The following is a 16,009-nucleotide window of genomic DNA, read 5'->3' as shown; positions in this document are numbered from 1 at the left end:
GCTCACCGCCTGCCCCCGCGTTGACTCACCGGCTGAGCGAGGATGTGGGCAGCGACCGCCTCGGGGACGTTGTGAACGTTGATGGCGACCGAAAACTCGACCACGTGGCTCTTGGAATGTACGCCGGCGAATGCCCATCGCGCGAAGGTGCCGGCCGGGCCGACGTATCCATGGCGCGTGTCGGCCGCCCAGCTGCAGTCGCGGCTCCAACCCTGGAGGAATCCAGGCAGATCTCTCTCGCTCTCAACCCCCAGCACCTCCACAATTTCGGTAGCGGTGACGGGCTGCATGTGAAGAACGTGGGTGACCTCGGTCTTGATGCCCCTTCGGCCTGAAGCTGAGAAGAAGCAAAGTGGCTTGTACGTCCTGTGCTTCGGACTTTGACGATGTAGATGCAGGCCGTACAGCGTCGTGAACGCGGGGACACTCACGGTTCCGCAAGTGGCCGTCAACGCACGCGGGAGCGCTGCAGCGAAATGATCCCGAAGTGCAGGCTTCGCGGCATCCCACTCACGTCGCCATTGCCGGTTGCCCCACGCGATGAGGTAGCTCGCCAGGTTTCGAGCGAACAGCTTGCGCACGACCGCCTCGGTCTCGGCGCGTGTTCCGACCCAATTCGGGTCAAGCGCCATCACGGCCACGTGGTCGGTCACCCAATCTCCCTCGTCCCGAGGTCCCGGCGCCTCGAGCAGCGTTCCGTTGTCCAAGTGCAGTAGAAGCTCGCTCGCGCTGACCGGTTGGAAGTGCGCTGCTGTCCGGTCGCGCAGCGCAGGCGCGAGGAATGTGAGCTCCCAGCTGCTCAATTCCAGGTCATCCAAAACCTCTGCTACGGTGAGGTCGGCCGTGCGCCAGTTCGGCTTGACCAGCGCCGGCAGCGTTTCAGCAACGGACGCGCCATTCACGCCCCGTTGAGGGAGGGCGAGCACCAGCCGTTCGGCAAGTTCGACGGCAGCAGGATCCGCCTCCGACATGCGCTGCGCGGCAATCTCCACGACCATGGCCAGCCATACGAGGCGATCGCGAGGCAGGCTGGAAATCGTCGGGTAGCGCAACCCGCCTCCGCCTGGCACTCGAACGCTGTACTGCGGTTCCACAAACCCGGTCCCTGTAGTCCAGGCGGGGTAGCGATCAACGGGGTTGTCGAGATCGAGGTCCTCGACGCCGTAGTCATCGTCGCGACGCTGGACAACCTCACCGCTCGCGCTCAGCGACAGCGATGACAGAAACGCAATGCGGCCGGGCTGTTTGATTCCAATGGCAGTTTGACCCAGACCGATGCGCGACAGGTGCGCACCTGCAGGCATAGCGCTCCTCAAGGCAGCAACGAAAGCCCCGATGTCCGGGTAAGCAGTCACAGCGTTGCATAGCGCGATGGGCGCGGCGCCGACGGACGCGTCTGGGTCGCACTCCAGCCAACGCAGGGTCAGTCCGCGCTCCATCGAATGGATGGCGTCACGCAGGCAGATTGCCACTTCGCGCGCGGAGGTTGCGCCAAGCTCTGGCGACAACGCAGCCAACGCGCCGTCGACCTTGCGCATCAGCGCCGCCTTGGGCGCTGCGATCGCTGCATCGACCTCGCCTTGGACGGCGAGAATTGTCTGCAACCCCGCGAGAAAACCCTCCTCACGCAACACCCGGGTCAGGGACACCTTGGACGAGCAAAGTGTGGCTTCGAGCTGCTCGCGGATCATCATGCCGGCGGCCAACCCGGTAGGGTCCGCCTTCAGCAGCTCCGCAAGGCCCTGGTCCCAGTACGTTCCGACGTAGTTTCCCCTGTCGGATGCGTTGAAAAGGACATCGGTACGGCCATCGCCTCGGTACTCAACCAGCGCGTCTGACCATGCCTGCAACTTGCGATGGGGGATCGTCTTCATACCGCGATCTCAAGGAAGGCTTGATACCCCTCGGCCTGCCGCATCCGATGGCTGCCGCCCAGGCAGTGCTCCCCCATCAGTTCAGAGGCGATCCAGCGACACCCTTCCTGCTCTGCCGCCAGGGGAGTGGTGAAGTCGCCAGCGAATGGATCGACGACGAGCTGGCCTGGCGTGGTCAGGAACTTGACCAAAAAGCTCGCAAGTCCGAGCGGCATCGGCGCACCGTGCAGCGGTAGGCCGAGTTCCTTGAGCTCCTTACGGTGAGCCGCACGGAGAGCACCGCCCACGGCAAAGTTCAGGACGTTCCGCGGAATGCGCCCAGCGGTCTCGCCACCAAACGAACCTGGACGGATGCGGAAAGCGCCGTCCCCGCTCTCACGGCGTCCACGTTCGCCACCGCGCGCAATCAGCGCCTTTTGCGCATCCGTGTGGGGCTGCAGGACACGACGATTGTCCGCAAACGTGTTCACGGGGTCGTTGCAAAACCAGAGGACGTGTTCGTAGGTGCCGACCAACTGGTTCCGCTGGCGGCACGCCCACCAAGTGGGCCCAGGCGGCTTATTGGACTCGAAAATAAGCCGGTCCATCAGCTCCAGCCCGAGCTTGTCATGCATGGCAAGGACGGTGCGCTCAACATACATCGAGCGAGCTGGCGACTTCGACTTGAACACGTCGTTGCCGATGTTCAGGCACAGGCTCGCGCCGCGCGCCATGTTGCGGACGATCGGCTCCAGTGCCTTGCAGATGAAGTCGACGAACTGAGATTCGGTAGGACCGCCGTAGGCGCGTGCGGTCTGCAAGGGATATGGCGGAGACGTGAGGCAGAGGTGGATCGGCTCGTCAATGCTCGAGAAGATGTCTTCGCACCGCGCCCAAAGGCCGAGTCCAAGGGTGGTCGAGAACGCGAGGAGCTTCACGCCAGGCTCAGCCGGTGTCAGCTCCTCCCTGGGCTTCAGGCGCCAGGCGCCGCGCTTGCCAGGCACGCGTTCGATGAGGCCAAGGGCGCGGAGCGTCTGTTGCTGCCACCTCAGTTTTCGATGATCCAGGTTGTGCTTCTCACCCGAAGCGCCAACCGGGACGCGCTCACCGCCCACCAAGCCGAGTCGGCGGTAGAGGTCTGCGTTCAGTACGCCCTCGTCGTTGGCCGCACCATCGCGGTACGCTTGGAGAAGTGGCTCGAAAAGGTCGGCTTGAGCAGGGCTTTTTGTCATTAAGCAATTATCTGAACTTCCGGCCGATTAACGAAACCTGCACGATTTTCGGCTGCCGATTATTCCCAGGGCCAACTGCAGCTGAGGATGTTCTCTGCAACGTACCGCACTGTCAGTTCACCTAGTACTTGGATTGCGCGCTGTCTGCGCGATTCCAAGAGGGCGTCACATCCCTGCTCGTCGAAAGACGTCTGCAGAGCTTCAGCGGCGGGTTCGCCAGCGGACTTGGCCAGGGAGAGCTGCACGCGCGTCAGCTTGCAGCTCTCCGAGCGCGCGGCGAAAAGCAGGTACTCGAACTGGAATGGCACAACTGCGACGGCCTGGACCACTGCGGCCGCGTTTTGTCGGGTCAGCTTCGTCACAAGGGCCGCGTCAAGTCCTGGGCAGGCTTCGCGCGCGAGTTCGAGCGTCTGTTTGAGCTTCGGCTTGATGAGCGCAGCGACACGCGACCGCGCCGCGGCGTCATCCGAGACGCTCAGCCCGTGCAGCCACAGGTGGCCATTGGTTCTGACAACGCCGAGCTCGTCGACCTCGGGCCCGACAGGCAGCGACTCGACAAGCAGTGAAGCGAGGGGGTCCACGGCGACGACGCCGTTGGTTGCAGCCAGCACAGGTGCCAGGTTGGTGGCCGGCTGCGGTGAGCACGCGGCAGTGAGCGCGGCCAAGGTAACTGTGGCGAGGGCGCGAAAGAACGTCGAAGTTGCGGGCATGGAATCCTCCAGTGGTTACGAGCAGGGCACCGCGCGAGCCACGCACGGCTGTACGGGCGTATAGGCATTCGCATCTGCGGTCTAAAACGTCCATCGGCTTCCTGCCAGAGCAGCGCGCGCGCCAGCGTTCCGCTACCGGAGCACGTTTTGCGTCGACGCGGTATGGCTCGGAAAGTCCTCCTGGCCGGAGGCATTCGGGGCCGCGCCGTTTGCGGCGGCGCGTGCCCTCACACCCAGCAGCCAACCCGGCGCCGGTTGCGCGCGAATGGCATCCAGCCGCCGCCGCTTCTGGTCCACATAGTCCCTGTGCAAGTCCTGGGGAGAGGGCTCGAGCACACCGACGGCGCGCCAGCGTGGCGCGTGTGTTCGTGTCCCCCACCCCGCGGCAGTGCCGCAGCCCGCTCCGACCGGAGCACTGCGAAAGGCACAGACCACGTCGATCGGCCTCGGGCCATCAGGCACTGTTGGCTGGTGCTGGAGGTCCAGGTAGTCGTAAGGTTGCGGCATGCGTCCTCCAGGATGGATTCGTTGAGCAAAAAAAAGAGCCGCGTAAAGCGGCTCCTTGGGGTTGCTGAATGGCGGCCTGGGCCGCCGCTCATTAGTGCAGGTACGTCGTGTTGAAGTACGCTGCCGGCTTGTGGCCGATGCCCAGGGCGTCCAGCTCGCTCAGCATGCCAGCCGAGTAGATTTCTTGCAGCGCAGCCTTGGACACGATCAGGCGGCGGCTGGCGGTCGAGCCGCTGATCACCGTGTACGGATAGCCGTCGTCCAGCGCTTGCTCGGCTTGGGCCCACACAGCGTTGATGTAGGCGATCAGCGCCGTCTTGCCCTGGATTGCTGCATACGCCGCCGGCGCGTTCAAGCGTGCCGACTTGAGGTACGACTGCAGGTAGATCATGAAGTCCACCGTGCCGCCGAGGTCAGCGTCGTATCCCACCGCGGTCGACGATGCCGGCGAACCGCCTGCCAGGATCTTGTTCTCGAGCATTGCCGAGTTGGTGTAGGCGTTCAGTTCGTCGAGCAGTTGACCCAGGCCGTTACCTGCGTTCACGCCGCCAGCGATATAGGTGTTGTAGCGCAGGCCGGACTTCAGAGCGACGGGCAGTTCCGCATCGACAGTGCTGCTGTACGTCGGGGTTTCCGTCACGCCGGTCTTCAGGTCGGTGCGATACAGCGTGCCTTGCAACAGGTACGAGTTGTTGTTCGTCTCGGGCACCGATGCCGGGCAGTTCGTGGTGAGCTGCTGGTCGATCGCATGCAGCGTCTCGTGGTTGCTGGTGCCATGCGACTGGATCGCGTCCCACGAGCCGGCATAGGTGTTGTACCAGGCCATGTACTGCTGCGGGAAGCGGATGAAGGTCTGGTACGCGCCATTCGGGTCGAGAGCCTTCAGGTAGTCGTACTGTGCCTTCACCTTCGCATCCGACAGATCGATGGCCGACTCGGCAGCGGCCGCCGTCAGGAAGCGCGGGCAATCGGCGACCGTCGCCGCGGCTGGCGCAACGTAGGGCGCGATGGTCGGCGGAACGACGACCGGATCGGTGCCACCGCTGGGGGCATCGGGTTCCTTGGGAGGGGTGACAGGTGCGACGACCGGGGGCACGTCGCCACCAGCGCCGCCGGTGCCACCGCCAGCAGCGGGCGCTTCACCGCCACCGCCACCACCGCCGCCGCATGCAGCAAGGGCGGCCAGGGCCAGGGAAGCGAGAGTGAGGCGGGCAAAAGCGAAGTTCTTCATGATCAGTTCCTAGTTACGGTTGCGTTTCAGATCGGGTTGTTGGTGGTGGTTAACTGGTTAGCAGGCGAGCATTGCGGCACGACTCGAATGCAGGGACTGGAAGGGGATGTCGTCCTCAAAGCCACCCCCGCCGCCGCCAGGCGGCACTGCCGGTGCGCGGGAGCGAGGGGCCGAGTCACGGGTGCCGCCGCCGTCTTGGTCATCGCCATTTGCATCGGACTTGCCGCCAAGCATCTGCATCTCGTTGACGCGGATCTCGGTGGTGTAGCGTTCAACGCCGTCCTTGTCCTGATACTTGCGAGTGCGCATCTGGCCCTCAACGAAAACCTGGGCGCCCTTGCGGAGGTACTGCGCTGCGATTTCGGCAAGGCGGCCGGTGAAGACCAGGCGGTGCCACTCAGTGGCCTCACGCATCTCGCCGCTCTGTTTGTCCTTCCACTTGTCGGTGGTGGCAACGCTCACGTTGCACACTTGATCACCGTTCGGGAAGGTGCGACTGACGGGGTCTTGGCCTAGCCGGCCGATAATCTGAGCGCGATTCAATGACATGACTACCCTTGGAGATTAAGTTAGAGGCCAGGGGCCAAAATCGCCGTAGCAAAATCGCTGCGACATGCCGATTATACACGTCTCGGCGATTATGCAAAGAACATTCTGAAATAGTGTCGCTCAGGCCGAAACATTCTACTGAGCGTAAGGCGAGAACAGCCTCCGCCAATCTGGCAAACAGACCGCACTTTGTCGTTTTGTTTCGCCCATGAGACGGGCGTTTGCGAGTGAGACCCCGCAAAGCGCGATTAACTAGTAACAAAGTAGGCATTCCATCGCCGCCGGCCAAGATGCGATCCGCTCACTGCGCCTGCTTTGGATGACTGCCCTCGCTTCGTCACTGGGGAACAGCAGTTTTGTCCGGCTGACACCGCCGCCGCGAATCAGGGTTCTTCGGCAGCGATGCATGTTGAGCCTCGCGTCCAGCCGCGCAGGAACTGGAGTCTGGAGTCGCGCGAGCCTCTTCCGGAATCTTCAGTCGGCAGAGAGTGCGGCAGCAGCTTCCCGCCGGAGCGCGAAGCCCTGCGTGGCGCGGGCGCCGCCCATGGCGCGTCCCTCGACCCGCCGTCCCTCCGCCGCCATTGCATACCAGCGTGGCTCGACCTTTTTCGTGGGAATACCGTCCGGACCGATCACCCTCGTGGGTTCCTGCCAAACTTGGCCCAGAAGGACAGCGTCGAGATACACCTGGTGATGGGCATCCCGCTTGGACTTGCTCACCTTCCGATAACTGAAGGCCTGATCTTGAGCCTGAGCCAAGCGGGGGGACGCGGCGGCATTGCGATCATCAGGTTCGATCATCGAGTGACCTCGCACCATTCGTGCAGTTCGGCGAACGCTGCGTCGGCGCTTGCCTTCTTGGCTTCCGCCTTTGTGGCGCCCGTCCCGCGAAAAGTCCGCGCTCCGACCGCCGTGGTCATCGTCAGTTCGGCAACGAAGCCCCCTTTGGCCGGCATGATCTCGTACGTGGGCAGCGGGACCTTGTTTTTTTGCGCCCACTCCTGCAGAGCGCCGACAGGGTTCAGCAGTGCAGATGTTTCAGCCCTCGGCGCTCGCACCTGGTCGTCCTGTGCCACCGCCGGGAGCTCCTCCAGTTTTAGCAGCAGCAGGTGCGATGCGCGCGCCTCGGCCTCCTTCCGGCTATCTGCACCCTCGACGATCACCTCGTAGCTCATGCCGTCGGCAACCAGTGTTGCGATGCACCGGAAGACAGGCGCGTGATCCTGGCCTGACCGCGTCACCGCGAACTCCGGGGCGGCCCAGCGCTTGGCCTGGCAGCGCTCGAAGAGCCTGCCCTTGGCATTGACCATCGGCTCAAGGCCGGGCGCGCATTCGACATCCCGGTTACCCTGCCACCCTGGCGCACCCTCCCGTTCGAGAGACTCAACGCGACCCGCAGCAGCCGCCGGCCAACCTAGCAGCGCGCGTATGCAGCTCACGGCCGCCGCTTGCTGGGCAAGCCGCTTGCTGCTCCCGCCCGAATCACCGGTGAAGACCTCGCCTGGACGACGCGCACTAGCGCGCCCGACGAATCCATTGGCCGGCCCCGCATCTGCGACCGCGGTGTACCCGTCTATGAAGCCCACGGACTTCGCGTGTTCCAGAAACGCAATCGCGCGTGACGGATCACGATGAAAAAGACGCTCGACCGACTCCCTTAGGCCCGGCGCCTCAGGCGGGAACATCGTCAGCAAGCGCCAGAGGTTCTTGTCGCCCAAGGTTCCCGCATCCAGCCGCGCTGCCAACTCGACCTGAAGCTCGACGGGCATGTTGTCGGCGGCAGCCTTGATAGACGCGCCAAGTTCGGGCGCACCCATTCGACCCACCGCCCCTCTCGCCAACATTGAATCCGCACGCCGAGCGGTAGCCTCCTTGAAGGCTTCTCCGCGATCTGCATCGCGCTCCGTCAGCGTGTCGTTGATGTGAGTGGCCAGGCGCGCGAGGTCCGCTTGCTGGCATGGGGCTGGCGAGCCTTCGAGTTGCGCGCGGATCTGCCGCAGATTCGTCAGGTCAGCATAGCGGCGGAGCGGCGAGGTCACATGCGTGTACTGAGGCGTGGCCAGGGAGATGTGACCAAGCGTCGTCGCACCATAGGAGGCCTTCCCCACGATCGCATGGAACTGAGCGCGCGCGGATGCAATATCCAGCTCACCAGACTTGATCCAGGCATCCAGCGTTTCCGCAAGATCCCGCACCGGCGGAGACGCCGGCCGTGGAACATGGTTGCGGTACAGGCCTGGTACATCGTGTTCCACCATGAACCTGGCGGCCAAGGTGTTCACCAGCACCATGGCCTCCTGCACGATGATGTGGCCAAGCACTTCTTCGGCCCGTGATAGCTGCACCAGGCGCCCTTCCTCGTTCGCAACGACCAGCCGCTGGAGGTCGTAGACAGCTAGCGCGCCGCCGCGGCGGCGCCGCTGCAGCATCCCGGTTCCAAAGCGGGCCGCCGCAGCCATCTGTGTGTGCAGCGGATGACCACTCGCCGCCAGGATGACCGGAACATCGTCATGCGACAGCCGGTGTGCAACGGTGGCGCGTCCCCTGCTGACCTCGAACGCAAGGACGTCCAACTCGTCGTCTAGGTCGATCTCAAACAGGAAGACCGGGCGCTCGACGCCGGCAATGAGGCTCCCATCGTGTTCCGAGAGCTCCGGTGGCAGCATGCGGGCAAACGCCGACGAACGCCGGTAGACGGTTGCGACTTGTGCGCGCGCCGCCAAATCGAGCGCTGTGCCGGGTGTGACGAGATCGGTCGGGTCGGCGATTGCAACGACCAGCCGCAGCCCGCCATTCGGCCGAACGGCGAAGCTGATGGCGTCGTCAAGGTCGCGACTGGTGGCGCCATCGATCGTGATGAGTTGGTGCATGAATACGCTTGGGAAGTAGGCTGGAAACGCGCCTCCGTGAAATCGTATCTGGGAATACCGAGAATGCCGAGCCGGCCCCCAAATAAATGTCTAGGGGTGTATAAAATCGACTCCATGAACATTCCAAGTGCCTCGAACCGTAAGCCAGCCGCTGATCCAGCTCTCCTACGTCTGCGGCCCCAAAAAGTGAAGAGCGCACTGCGATGAGCGTCACGCGCATCGAGGAGAATCGCTACGAGCTGTTCGTGAGCGAGCACAAGCGAGACCATTCCGTGCTCAACCGGCTCCATCCTGCGGTCTTGACCCAAGACCACGATGCGGCTGTGCAAACCGCGTCTGACATCCTGGGCGTCGACGCCGAGGTCGCCGCAGCTCGGCTGGCCACGATCGAGCGAGACTATTTGGTCTGGCTGACCGCCAAGAATCCTGAGCTCGTCGCCCTGCCCCCTCTTATGACGATGCCGCAGTTCGAGGTTCTGGCGACCCTCAGGCGCTCAATCGAACCAGCTCGCACAGCCGCGATGCTCGTGCTCGTGCTCGGCTGGGCACAGATCGACGCCCGGCGCGCCTTGGCAGTCGAACGTAAGACCCAGTCGGTCTGGAACGCAGTCGCACGGTTCAAGGAAGACTTCGAAATGGTCAAGAAGGCATTTCCGCACGCGCCGACGCGGAAAGAGCTCGCTGCGGACCCACCGCAGCTGACACCGGAGCAGTTCAACGCGGTGGCCGCACTCATCCGCTCGCGCGAGCCGGCTCAGTCCGCCGCGCGCCTGGTGCTGGTCTATGGACAGGGCAAGTCTCAGGCTGCGAAGGAAGCGAACATCCTCACGCAGTCCTGCTGGAACACGGTGCAACGTTTCAAACGCGCATTGACACCGATCCGCGAAGCGTTCCCCGGCGCCTGATACACGCGCTGCTGTGCATGGAGCCGATCCCAGCAGACTTCGGATTGGAAGACGATCCGAGTTCACGGGGTGGCGTACCAGGCGGCCGCGGCCAGGCTGAGAGGCTGCTGGTGGGCCCGCCGAGGCGCTAAGCTAGACGCATGCCCGCCACGATTGCTTATGGTCGCCGCGACGGCGTTCTGATCTTCGTTGGAGACCTCGACGAGACTCGCGATCGGGGGTCTCTGTGCCGTTGCACCTGCCCGGAATGCGGGCGGCCATTGCAGGCGCATTTAGGCCAGAGGAACGCCTGGCATTTTCATCATCGCGCTGACGACGTGGACTGCAACCCACAACCGATGAGCCTTCTACATGCGTTCGTCCGCGATCAACTGGCGCTCCGAAGCGAGCTGGTGATCCCCTCCGTTGAGGTCGGATTCAGCGTCCCGGCGAATGGCATCGAAGTGCAGTCCACAGTCCTTGCGCCTAGCGCGACGTATCAGTTCACGGCTGCGCACCCCGAACTCCGAGGCGACGGCGTGCAGCCCGATGTCGTTTTCGACGTCGCCGGCGGAACGAGACTGGCGCTGGAGGTACGGTTTACGCACGCGGTCGACGAAGCCAAGCGAGTGCGGATGATGACGCAGTACGACGCGGCGGCTGAACTCGACATCTCCGATCTGCCTGCCAGCGGGATATCCGCGGAGGAAGTCGCGCGGATCCTGCTGGAACCCGGGCGCTGGTCCTGGCTGGTCAACTGGCCGCTGCGGGGCATGATGTCAGCAGAAGCCCTTCGCATCGGGTGGACGAGGACGGTATGGAGGCCTGGGCGCCCCGACAGCAATCCCGCCAAGGTACGTTCGGCGAATCAGAAGTTGAAGGCCGCGGCGACGCGCATGGAGTGGGCGCAGAACGCCCTATCTGAGCTCAGAAAACGCGCCTTGACACCGGAGAAGTCGGCCGCTTGGCTTGGTATGCAAGACAAGGTTGATCGCGTGGCGATTGCCTGCGCGGCGATGCGGCTGAATCCCGAGGAGCTACCCGCTTTCCTGCAGCAGGATCTCGTGCGCCCGAAGCCGATGCGGGCGCTCCAACATCACCCCTACTCCTGGCAGCCGCCAGTCTTCATGAAGTTCGGGTTAGGTAGGAGAGCGTTCACCTCCATCGAAGCTGGCAGCTGGTGCCTGCAGGCGATGCCCGATCGATGCGAAAACGACGACGGGAGCAACCGCTCAGTGAACGGCTTCACCCTCACGGCTGCCGCCCTACACCTCTACTTCATGCAGCTGGAGGAGCAAGGCCTCATGTACAGCAACAATGACAGCGAGCCCGAGGACAGGCTATGGACGCCAGCTTTCAAACGTCGCGATGACTTGGCCGAATTCCTCGAGCTTGCGGCGGCGAAGTCAAAGCCGGTCGACCACCAATCTGCCCTCACACGCTTGTCAGCGTTGGCCAAAGAACTGGCCGCCAAGGCGGGGCGGCCAACAGAGGTCTGACTTCAGCCGCAGGAACCGAGGTCGCCGCAGGCGGTGCAGTATTCGCAACCATCCTTCTTGATGACGGCATGCGCGCCGCATTGCCCACACTTCTTGCCCGGCAGGATGATGTTCCGATTGATGTCCTTGGGCACAGGCGCGGCAGGCGCCGGCGTCGGCAGCACGCGAGGGGCTGCGCCGTAAGGTTGCACGGCAGCCCGGTTCTTGATGATCTCCTGGACGGCGTAGGCGATCGCGGCGACTTCAGAGTCATGCCACATGGGCATCTTCGCGCCGTCGCTCTCACGGACGACTTCGCCCAAACGCACCGGACCACGATCCCAAGCTACCTTGCGCATGTCGCGCAGCGCCTTTTCAACCATGCCGCCGCGGGCCGCCAACGACAGCAGGCGCATGCTTGAGCTGATCCACTGCTGGGACTGCGAGTTCTGCCCCACGGGCATGAAGAATTCGATCGGCCGCTCGACCACCTTGCCGTCCGGCAACGTCACCTGCATGAACGAGACGGTCAGATAGACGCCCTGTTTTCCTTCCGAATTCCAGTACACGACCTTTTCGCTGACGGACGGCAACGCGCCCTCCGGACGGCGATCGATGGGCGCACGCAGTGGGTCCACAGCCGCTGGTGCTGGAGGAGCGACGGGAGCCGCAGCCGGCGTCGTCGAGAGCACCGAACCCAGTGTGTCGTTCGGTCGATAGGTAGCGAGACCCTTGAGTCCCGCGCGCCAGGCCTGGAGGTACATGTCCTTGAAGTCGGCGTAGGGCATGTCGACCGGCACGTTGACGGTCTTGGAAATGGCAGTGTCGACGAAGGGCTGCACAGCCTGCATCACGCCGATGTGATCGGCCGCACTCATCTGCATGGCGTTCACGAAGTAGTCCGGGAGCTTGGACAAGTCGCTGGTATCCCCTCCCAGCTCACGGTAAACGCGCAGGGCATGGTCTTCCACCACGTAGTCGCGCTTCGACCCATCGGCTTCCCGCTTGGTGCGTGTGTAGCTCCAGGAAAAGGCAGGTTCGATCCCGTTCGAGGCGTTGTCCGCGAAGGCCAGGCTCACTGTGCCCGTGGGAGCGATGGAAATCAGATGGCTGTTGCGAATGCCGTGCTCACGGATGCGCGCCTTGATGCGTTCAGGCAGTCGGCTGGCAAACGTGCCTTCGCTGAGGTACTTCTCGACGTCCAGCAGCGGGAATGCGCCCTTCTCGATGGCAAGGTCGACCGAGCCGTCATAGGCGGTGTCACGCATGACTTCCGTGATGCGCGCAGCCATCGCACGACCTTCGTCGCTGCTGTAGCGCAATTTGAGCATGGTCAGCGCGTTGCCAAGTCCCGTATAACCGATACCAATGCGCCGCTTCGCTTGAGCTTCCTTACGCTGCTGCTCGAGCGGCCATTCGGTCTGGTCGAGAACGTTGTCGAGGAAGCGTCCCTGAATCCTCGTCGCGGCCGCGAAGGCCTCGAAATCGAAGGTGGCCTCGCCGCCGATTCCGAAAGGATTGCGCACGAAGCGCGGCAGGATGATCGGGCCCAAATCGCAGCAGCCGTACGCCGGCAATGGCTGCTCGCCACAGGGATTGGTCGCCTCGATGACCTCGACAAACCGCAGGTTGTTGTCACGGTTGACCACGTCGATGAAGATAATCCCGGGCTCGGCAAAATCGTATGCCGATTGCATCATGGTGTCCCAAATGGCCTGCGCCGGGACCGTCTCGTAGACCCACAGACCGTCGTCGCGCTGGAAAGCCCCCTCTGCGATGAGATGGGGAGCCGGTGCGGCCTTATGCACCAACTGCACGTCCTCACCGCGCTCAAGTGCAAGAAGAAATTCGTCAGTGACTCCGACGCTCACGTTGAAGCCGTTCCAGCGGCCTTTGGTTCGTTTCGCCTGGATGAATGCGTAGATGTCGGGGTGTTGGACGTTCAGCACGCCCATCTGCGCGCCGCGGCGGGAGCCAGCGCTCTCCACGGTGCTGCACGACGCATTGAACACATCCATGTAGCTGCACGGGCCAGATGCCATCGATTGCGTACTGCGAACCCAGGCATTCTTCGGGCGGATGCGCGAGAAGTTGTACCCAACGCCACCGCCGCGCCGCATGGTCTCGGCCGCCTCCCGAAGGGCCTCGTAGATGCCTGGAATACCATCGTCGTCCACTCCCGAAATTGCATCGCCTACCGGTTGGACAAAGCAATTGATGTATGTGGCGTTGATCGTCGTACCTGCCGCGCTCATGATCCGGCCAGCACCAATGGCGCCGCGACGCATGTTGGCCAAGAACTCGGATTCCCAGTGGAGCTGGAGTTCGGGTTTCTCCACCGACGCCATCGCCTTCGCCACCCGTTGGAAGATGGCATCTGCGTCCCGCTCATCGCCCTTCGCGTACTTCTCCAAGAGGACGTCCACGCTGATGGACTGCGGGGTCGAGGCGGTGATCGTGGCGGTCTGCATGGAAAAAATCCTGGGATAAGATAATGGGTCGCGCCGAAGCGCGTTGCATGGAACGATTATAAATCGGCCTGGTTAATCGCACGAATTGGCGACGGAATGCCGATTATTAGGGCGGCTCTTCCGCCCTCTTCGCCGTCACGCGCTTGCTGCTTGGTGCAGCGTTGCTACACAGCGGCTGTGCGCTGCGCAGCTCTGTCGAGGAGCGACTTGACATGGGCCCTTGCCTTGTGCGCCCGCACCAGCTCTTCCATCTCGGTGGCACCGGCCGCCTCCATCAGCTCAAGCGGCGTGCTCGCATGGTCGCCCACCTGTGCGCACATGTCGTAGCCCCCGTCGAGGAACGCCTCGACGACACGGATCGCATTCACGGCGATCGCCGGCTCGACCGTGTCGATGTGCAGGTCAGTAATGCGAGGGGCAAACACCTTGGCTGCGTAGCCGTCCTCGGTAGCCATGCCGATGACCTTCAGTGCAAGCTCCTCGCACAGTTCTGGCTGCTGACGGGCAACCTCGCTGGCCAGGATCTCATGCACGATCGAGCGGTCGTAGTCGGCGTCGAACAACTCGCTCCACGGCATCCGATCTCGGTAGTGATCGAACAGCGGGCCGAAGGCTTGGTCAGCTGCGTCCTGTAACGACTGTGCGACATCAAGATCGAACGCTCCCGCCTTCATCAAGGCGTAGAGGGTCGACGTGCCGCCATAGGTCAGCCAGTCGCGACCAATGGAAAGGTAGGCAAGCTGGTCGACGCGGCGGAAGTCCCCGTGCTGCTTTGTCCGCTCAAGTGCGGTGAACAGAACGTCAGGTGCGAACGGGGCGATCTGCTCTTCCGACTGCATGATCAGAATGTCGACAAGCGTCAGCCCGGTCTTCGACGTGCCCCTGTTGAAGGTTCGCCACGGGTCGTCGACAGGAATCTGTTCAAGCATCTCTGGGCCGGGGTTGTACCAGCTCCCGAGTGGTCCGCGCGGGTTCCAACCACTCGCTACCAGTGCATCGACGCAGTCACCGGCGCCGAAGTGCATCGCGAACACGGCCGGCTTGAAGCGGCAGCTACGCTTGTATTTGTCCTCTTCGTCTTCTGGAACCTCCCGCACGCTTTGGAAGGCGGCAGCCACGTCGTCGCGCATGAACCGTGCCGGATCGAGCTCAGCGTCCATCGCGTTCGGGCAGGCCCGTCCCAGGGCGGCGACTGCTTTCGGGAGGCGCAGCGCGGATGCGAGAACCATCAATCCCGCTGCGGTGCCATCCAGGAATGCGTTGGCCATGCGCGTGTCTCGTGCGGTCGTAGGGCCCGATTCCGCGTCGATGGCTTCCCTTACACGATGCAGGTGATCGGCCCCAACGACGAAATCGCTGATCATGCTCGTCACGAAGTCGAGCATCTCGGCGCCAAAGCCCACGTTCGCGACGTTCACGTCGCCCGCCTCGACCTCATAGGTCACCTGCTGCAGCGCGGCGAACAAGCACTCGTAAAGTGGTAGCAGGTGCACACCGCTCACGGGATCAATGGGCGCCCCGTTGATGGTGCTCTTCGCGCCGGTTGAATCGTCCATGCCCAGCTCCATGGGCACCTGGAACACGCCGGCTGATCGCGCGCTCTCCAACCATTCGACATCCTGCGTTTCGACCGCCATGCGGAGGAACGTCTGGATCATCGCCGGCCTGAGGTCATGCATTGACGCCAACACCATGCTCCGCTGGCTTGGCGTAGACGCCGCGGCCTGGCCAGACATCAGTGGTGGTGTCGTGATAATCGGCATCGGATAATCGGTTCGTTGCCACGATCGTAGCGACCACCGACTACCAGCGCGATTTTCGTTTGGTTGCGTACACGTCCAAACGTGTAGGCAAGCCGGCAGCGCGCGTCAGCTCAGTTAGGAGACCACGCACGGACCGAAGCGTGGCGCCGAGGTGCCGCCATTCGAGGCTAGCTTGGCGGTGTGATGCTGCTGCCGAACAGCTCGCCGCTCACAGCCAGGCGCCCTGTAGCCCCAGCCCTAGCAGGATGCGGAAATACTCCCCTCCAAAGCGAGTCTTCCTCTTCGTCGAAGACTCACTTTTCACATGGTGCAGTCAGCAGCGCTTTCGGGAGTCGTTTTGCGCTGATTTGAGGTGTTTTGCGAGTCTCTGACTGCCTCAGAACTGCTGCGGACGGATTTGCCCCAACGAGCGCATGCGCGTCAAGTTGTACGCCGTCATCGTCAGCACGAACAGGTGGTCC

At 63.2% G+C, this 16,009-nt stretch carries 11 protein-coding genes; 2 read left to right on the top strand and 9 right to left on the bottom strand.

Translation table 11 applies throughout. The annotated features are described in order from the left end of the window. Nucleotides 1-2 precede the first annotated feature (2 nt). The 7 genes from ACSFA0_RS22450 to ACSFA0_RS22420 all read right to left on the bottom strand — a co-directional run bounded on the left by ACSFA0_RS22450 (nt 3) and on the right by ACSFA0_RS22420 (nt 8,952). Nucleotides 3-1,874: a hypothetical protein gene (locus tag ACSFA0_RS22450; protein WP_435452488.1), complete on the bottom strand. Its 1,872-nt coding sequence runs from the start codon at nt 1,872-1,874 to the stop codon at nt 3-5. Next, nucleotides 1,871-3,085, bottom strand: a complete 1,215-nt coding sequence (locus ACSFA0_RS22445) for a DNA methyltransferase (RefSeq protein ID WP_435452487.1) — start codon at nt 3,083-3,085, stop codon at nt 1,871-1,873. The genes ACSFA0_RS22450 and ACSFA0_RS22445 overlap by 4 nt, the downstream gene beginning before the upstream one ends. Before the next feature lie 59 nt (nt 3,086-3,144). Then, nucleotides 3,145-3,795, bottom strand: a complete 651-nt coding sequence (locus ACSFA0_RS22440; RefSeq protein WP_435452486.1) for a hypothetical protein — start codon at nt 3,793-3,795, stop codon at nt 3,145-3,147. 598 nt (nt 3,796-4,393) lie between these two features. Next, nucleotides 4,394-5,533 carry a hypothetical protein gene (locus ACSFA0_RS22435; RefSeq protein WP_435452485.1) on the bottom strand — a complete coding sequence of 380 codons (1,140 nt, stop codon included), beginning with the start codon at nt 5,531-5,533 and terminating at the stop codon, nt 4,394-4,396. Nucleotides 5,534-5,590: 57 nt separating this feature from the next. Next, nucleotides 5,591-6,082: a single-stranded DNA-binding protein gene (ssb, locus tag ACSFA0_RS22430; RefSeq protein WP_435452484.1), complete on the bottom strand. Its 492-nt coding sequence runs from the start codon at nt 6,080-6,082 to the stop codon at nt 5,591-5,593. 474 nt (nt 6,083-6,556) lie between these two features. Further along, complete coding sequence (locus ACSFA0_RS22425) at nt 6,557-6,883, bottom strand: hypothetical protein (protein WP_435452483.1); 327 nt, start codon at nt 6,881-6,883, stop codon at nt 6,557-6,559. Then, complete coding sequence (locus ACSFA0_RS22420; protein WP_435452482.1) at nt 6,880-8,952, bottom strand: RNB domain-containing ribonuclease; 2,073 nt, start codon at nt 8,950-8,952, stop codon at nt 6,880-6,882. The genes ACSFA0_RS22425 and ACSFA0_RS22420 overlap by 4 nt, the downstream gene beginning before the upstream one ends. 203 nt (nt 8,953-9,155) lie before the next feature. Here ACSFA0_RS22420 and ACSFA0_RS22415 point away from each other — a divergent pair, with 203 nt between their 5' ends. Both ACSFA0_RS22415 and ACSFA0_RS22410 read left to right on the top strand, forming a co-directional pair. Continuing rightward, nucleotides 9,156-9,857 (top strand): hypothetical protein, encoded by a 702-nt coding sequence (locus tag ACSFA0_RS22415; protein ID WP_435452481.1) that lies wholly within the window; start codon nt 9,156-9,158, stop codon nt 9,855-9,857. A gap of 140 nt (nt 9,858-9,997) precedes the next feature. After that, entirely contained in the window at nt 9,998-11,335 is a 1,338-nt protein-coding gene (locus ACSFA0_RS22410; protein WP_435452480.1) for a competence protein CoiA family protein, read from the top strand. Nucleotides 11,336-11,337: 2 nt separating this feature from the next. Here the strand turns inward: ACSFA0_RS22410 and ACSFA0_RS22405 are convergent, their stop codons facing one another. Then, complete coding sequence (locus tag ACSFA0_RS22405; protein ID WP_435452479.1) at nt 11,338-13,785, bottom strand: adenosylcobalamin-dependent ribonucleoside-diphosphate reductase; 2,448 nt, start codon at nt 13,783-13,785, stop codon at nt 11,338-11,340. Nucleotides 13,786-13,949: 164 nt separating this feature from the next. After that, complete coding sequence (locus ACSFA0_RS22400) at nt 13,950-15,443, bottom strand: hypothetical protein (RefSeq protein WP_435452478.1); 1,494 nt, start codon at nt 15,441-15,443, stop codon at nt 13,950-13,952. Nucleotides 15,444-16,009 lie beyond the last annotated feature (566 nt).

The organism is Variovorax restrictus (genome assembly GCF_051216715.1).
Classification (GTDB): domain Bacteria; phylum Pseudomonadota; class Gammaproteobacteria; order Burkholderiales; family Burkholderiaceae_C; genus Variovorax.
The sequence above is the reverse complement of the archived record's forward strand: the minus strand, read 5'-3'. Positions and strand labels throughout refer to the sequence as shown.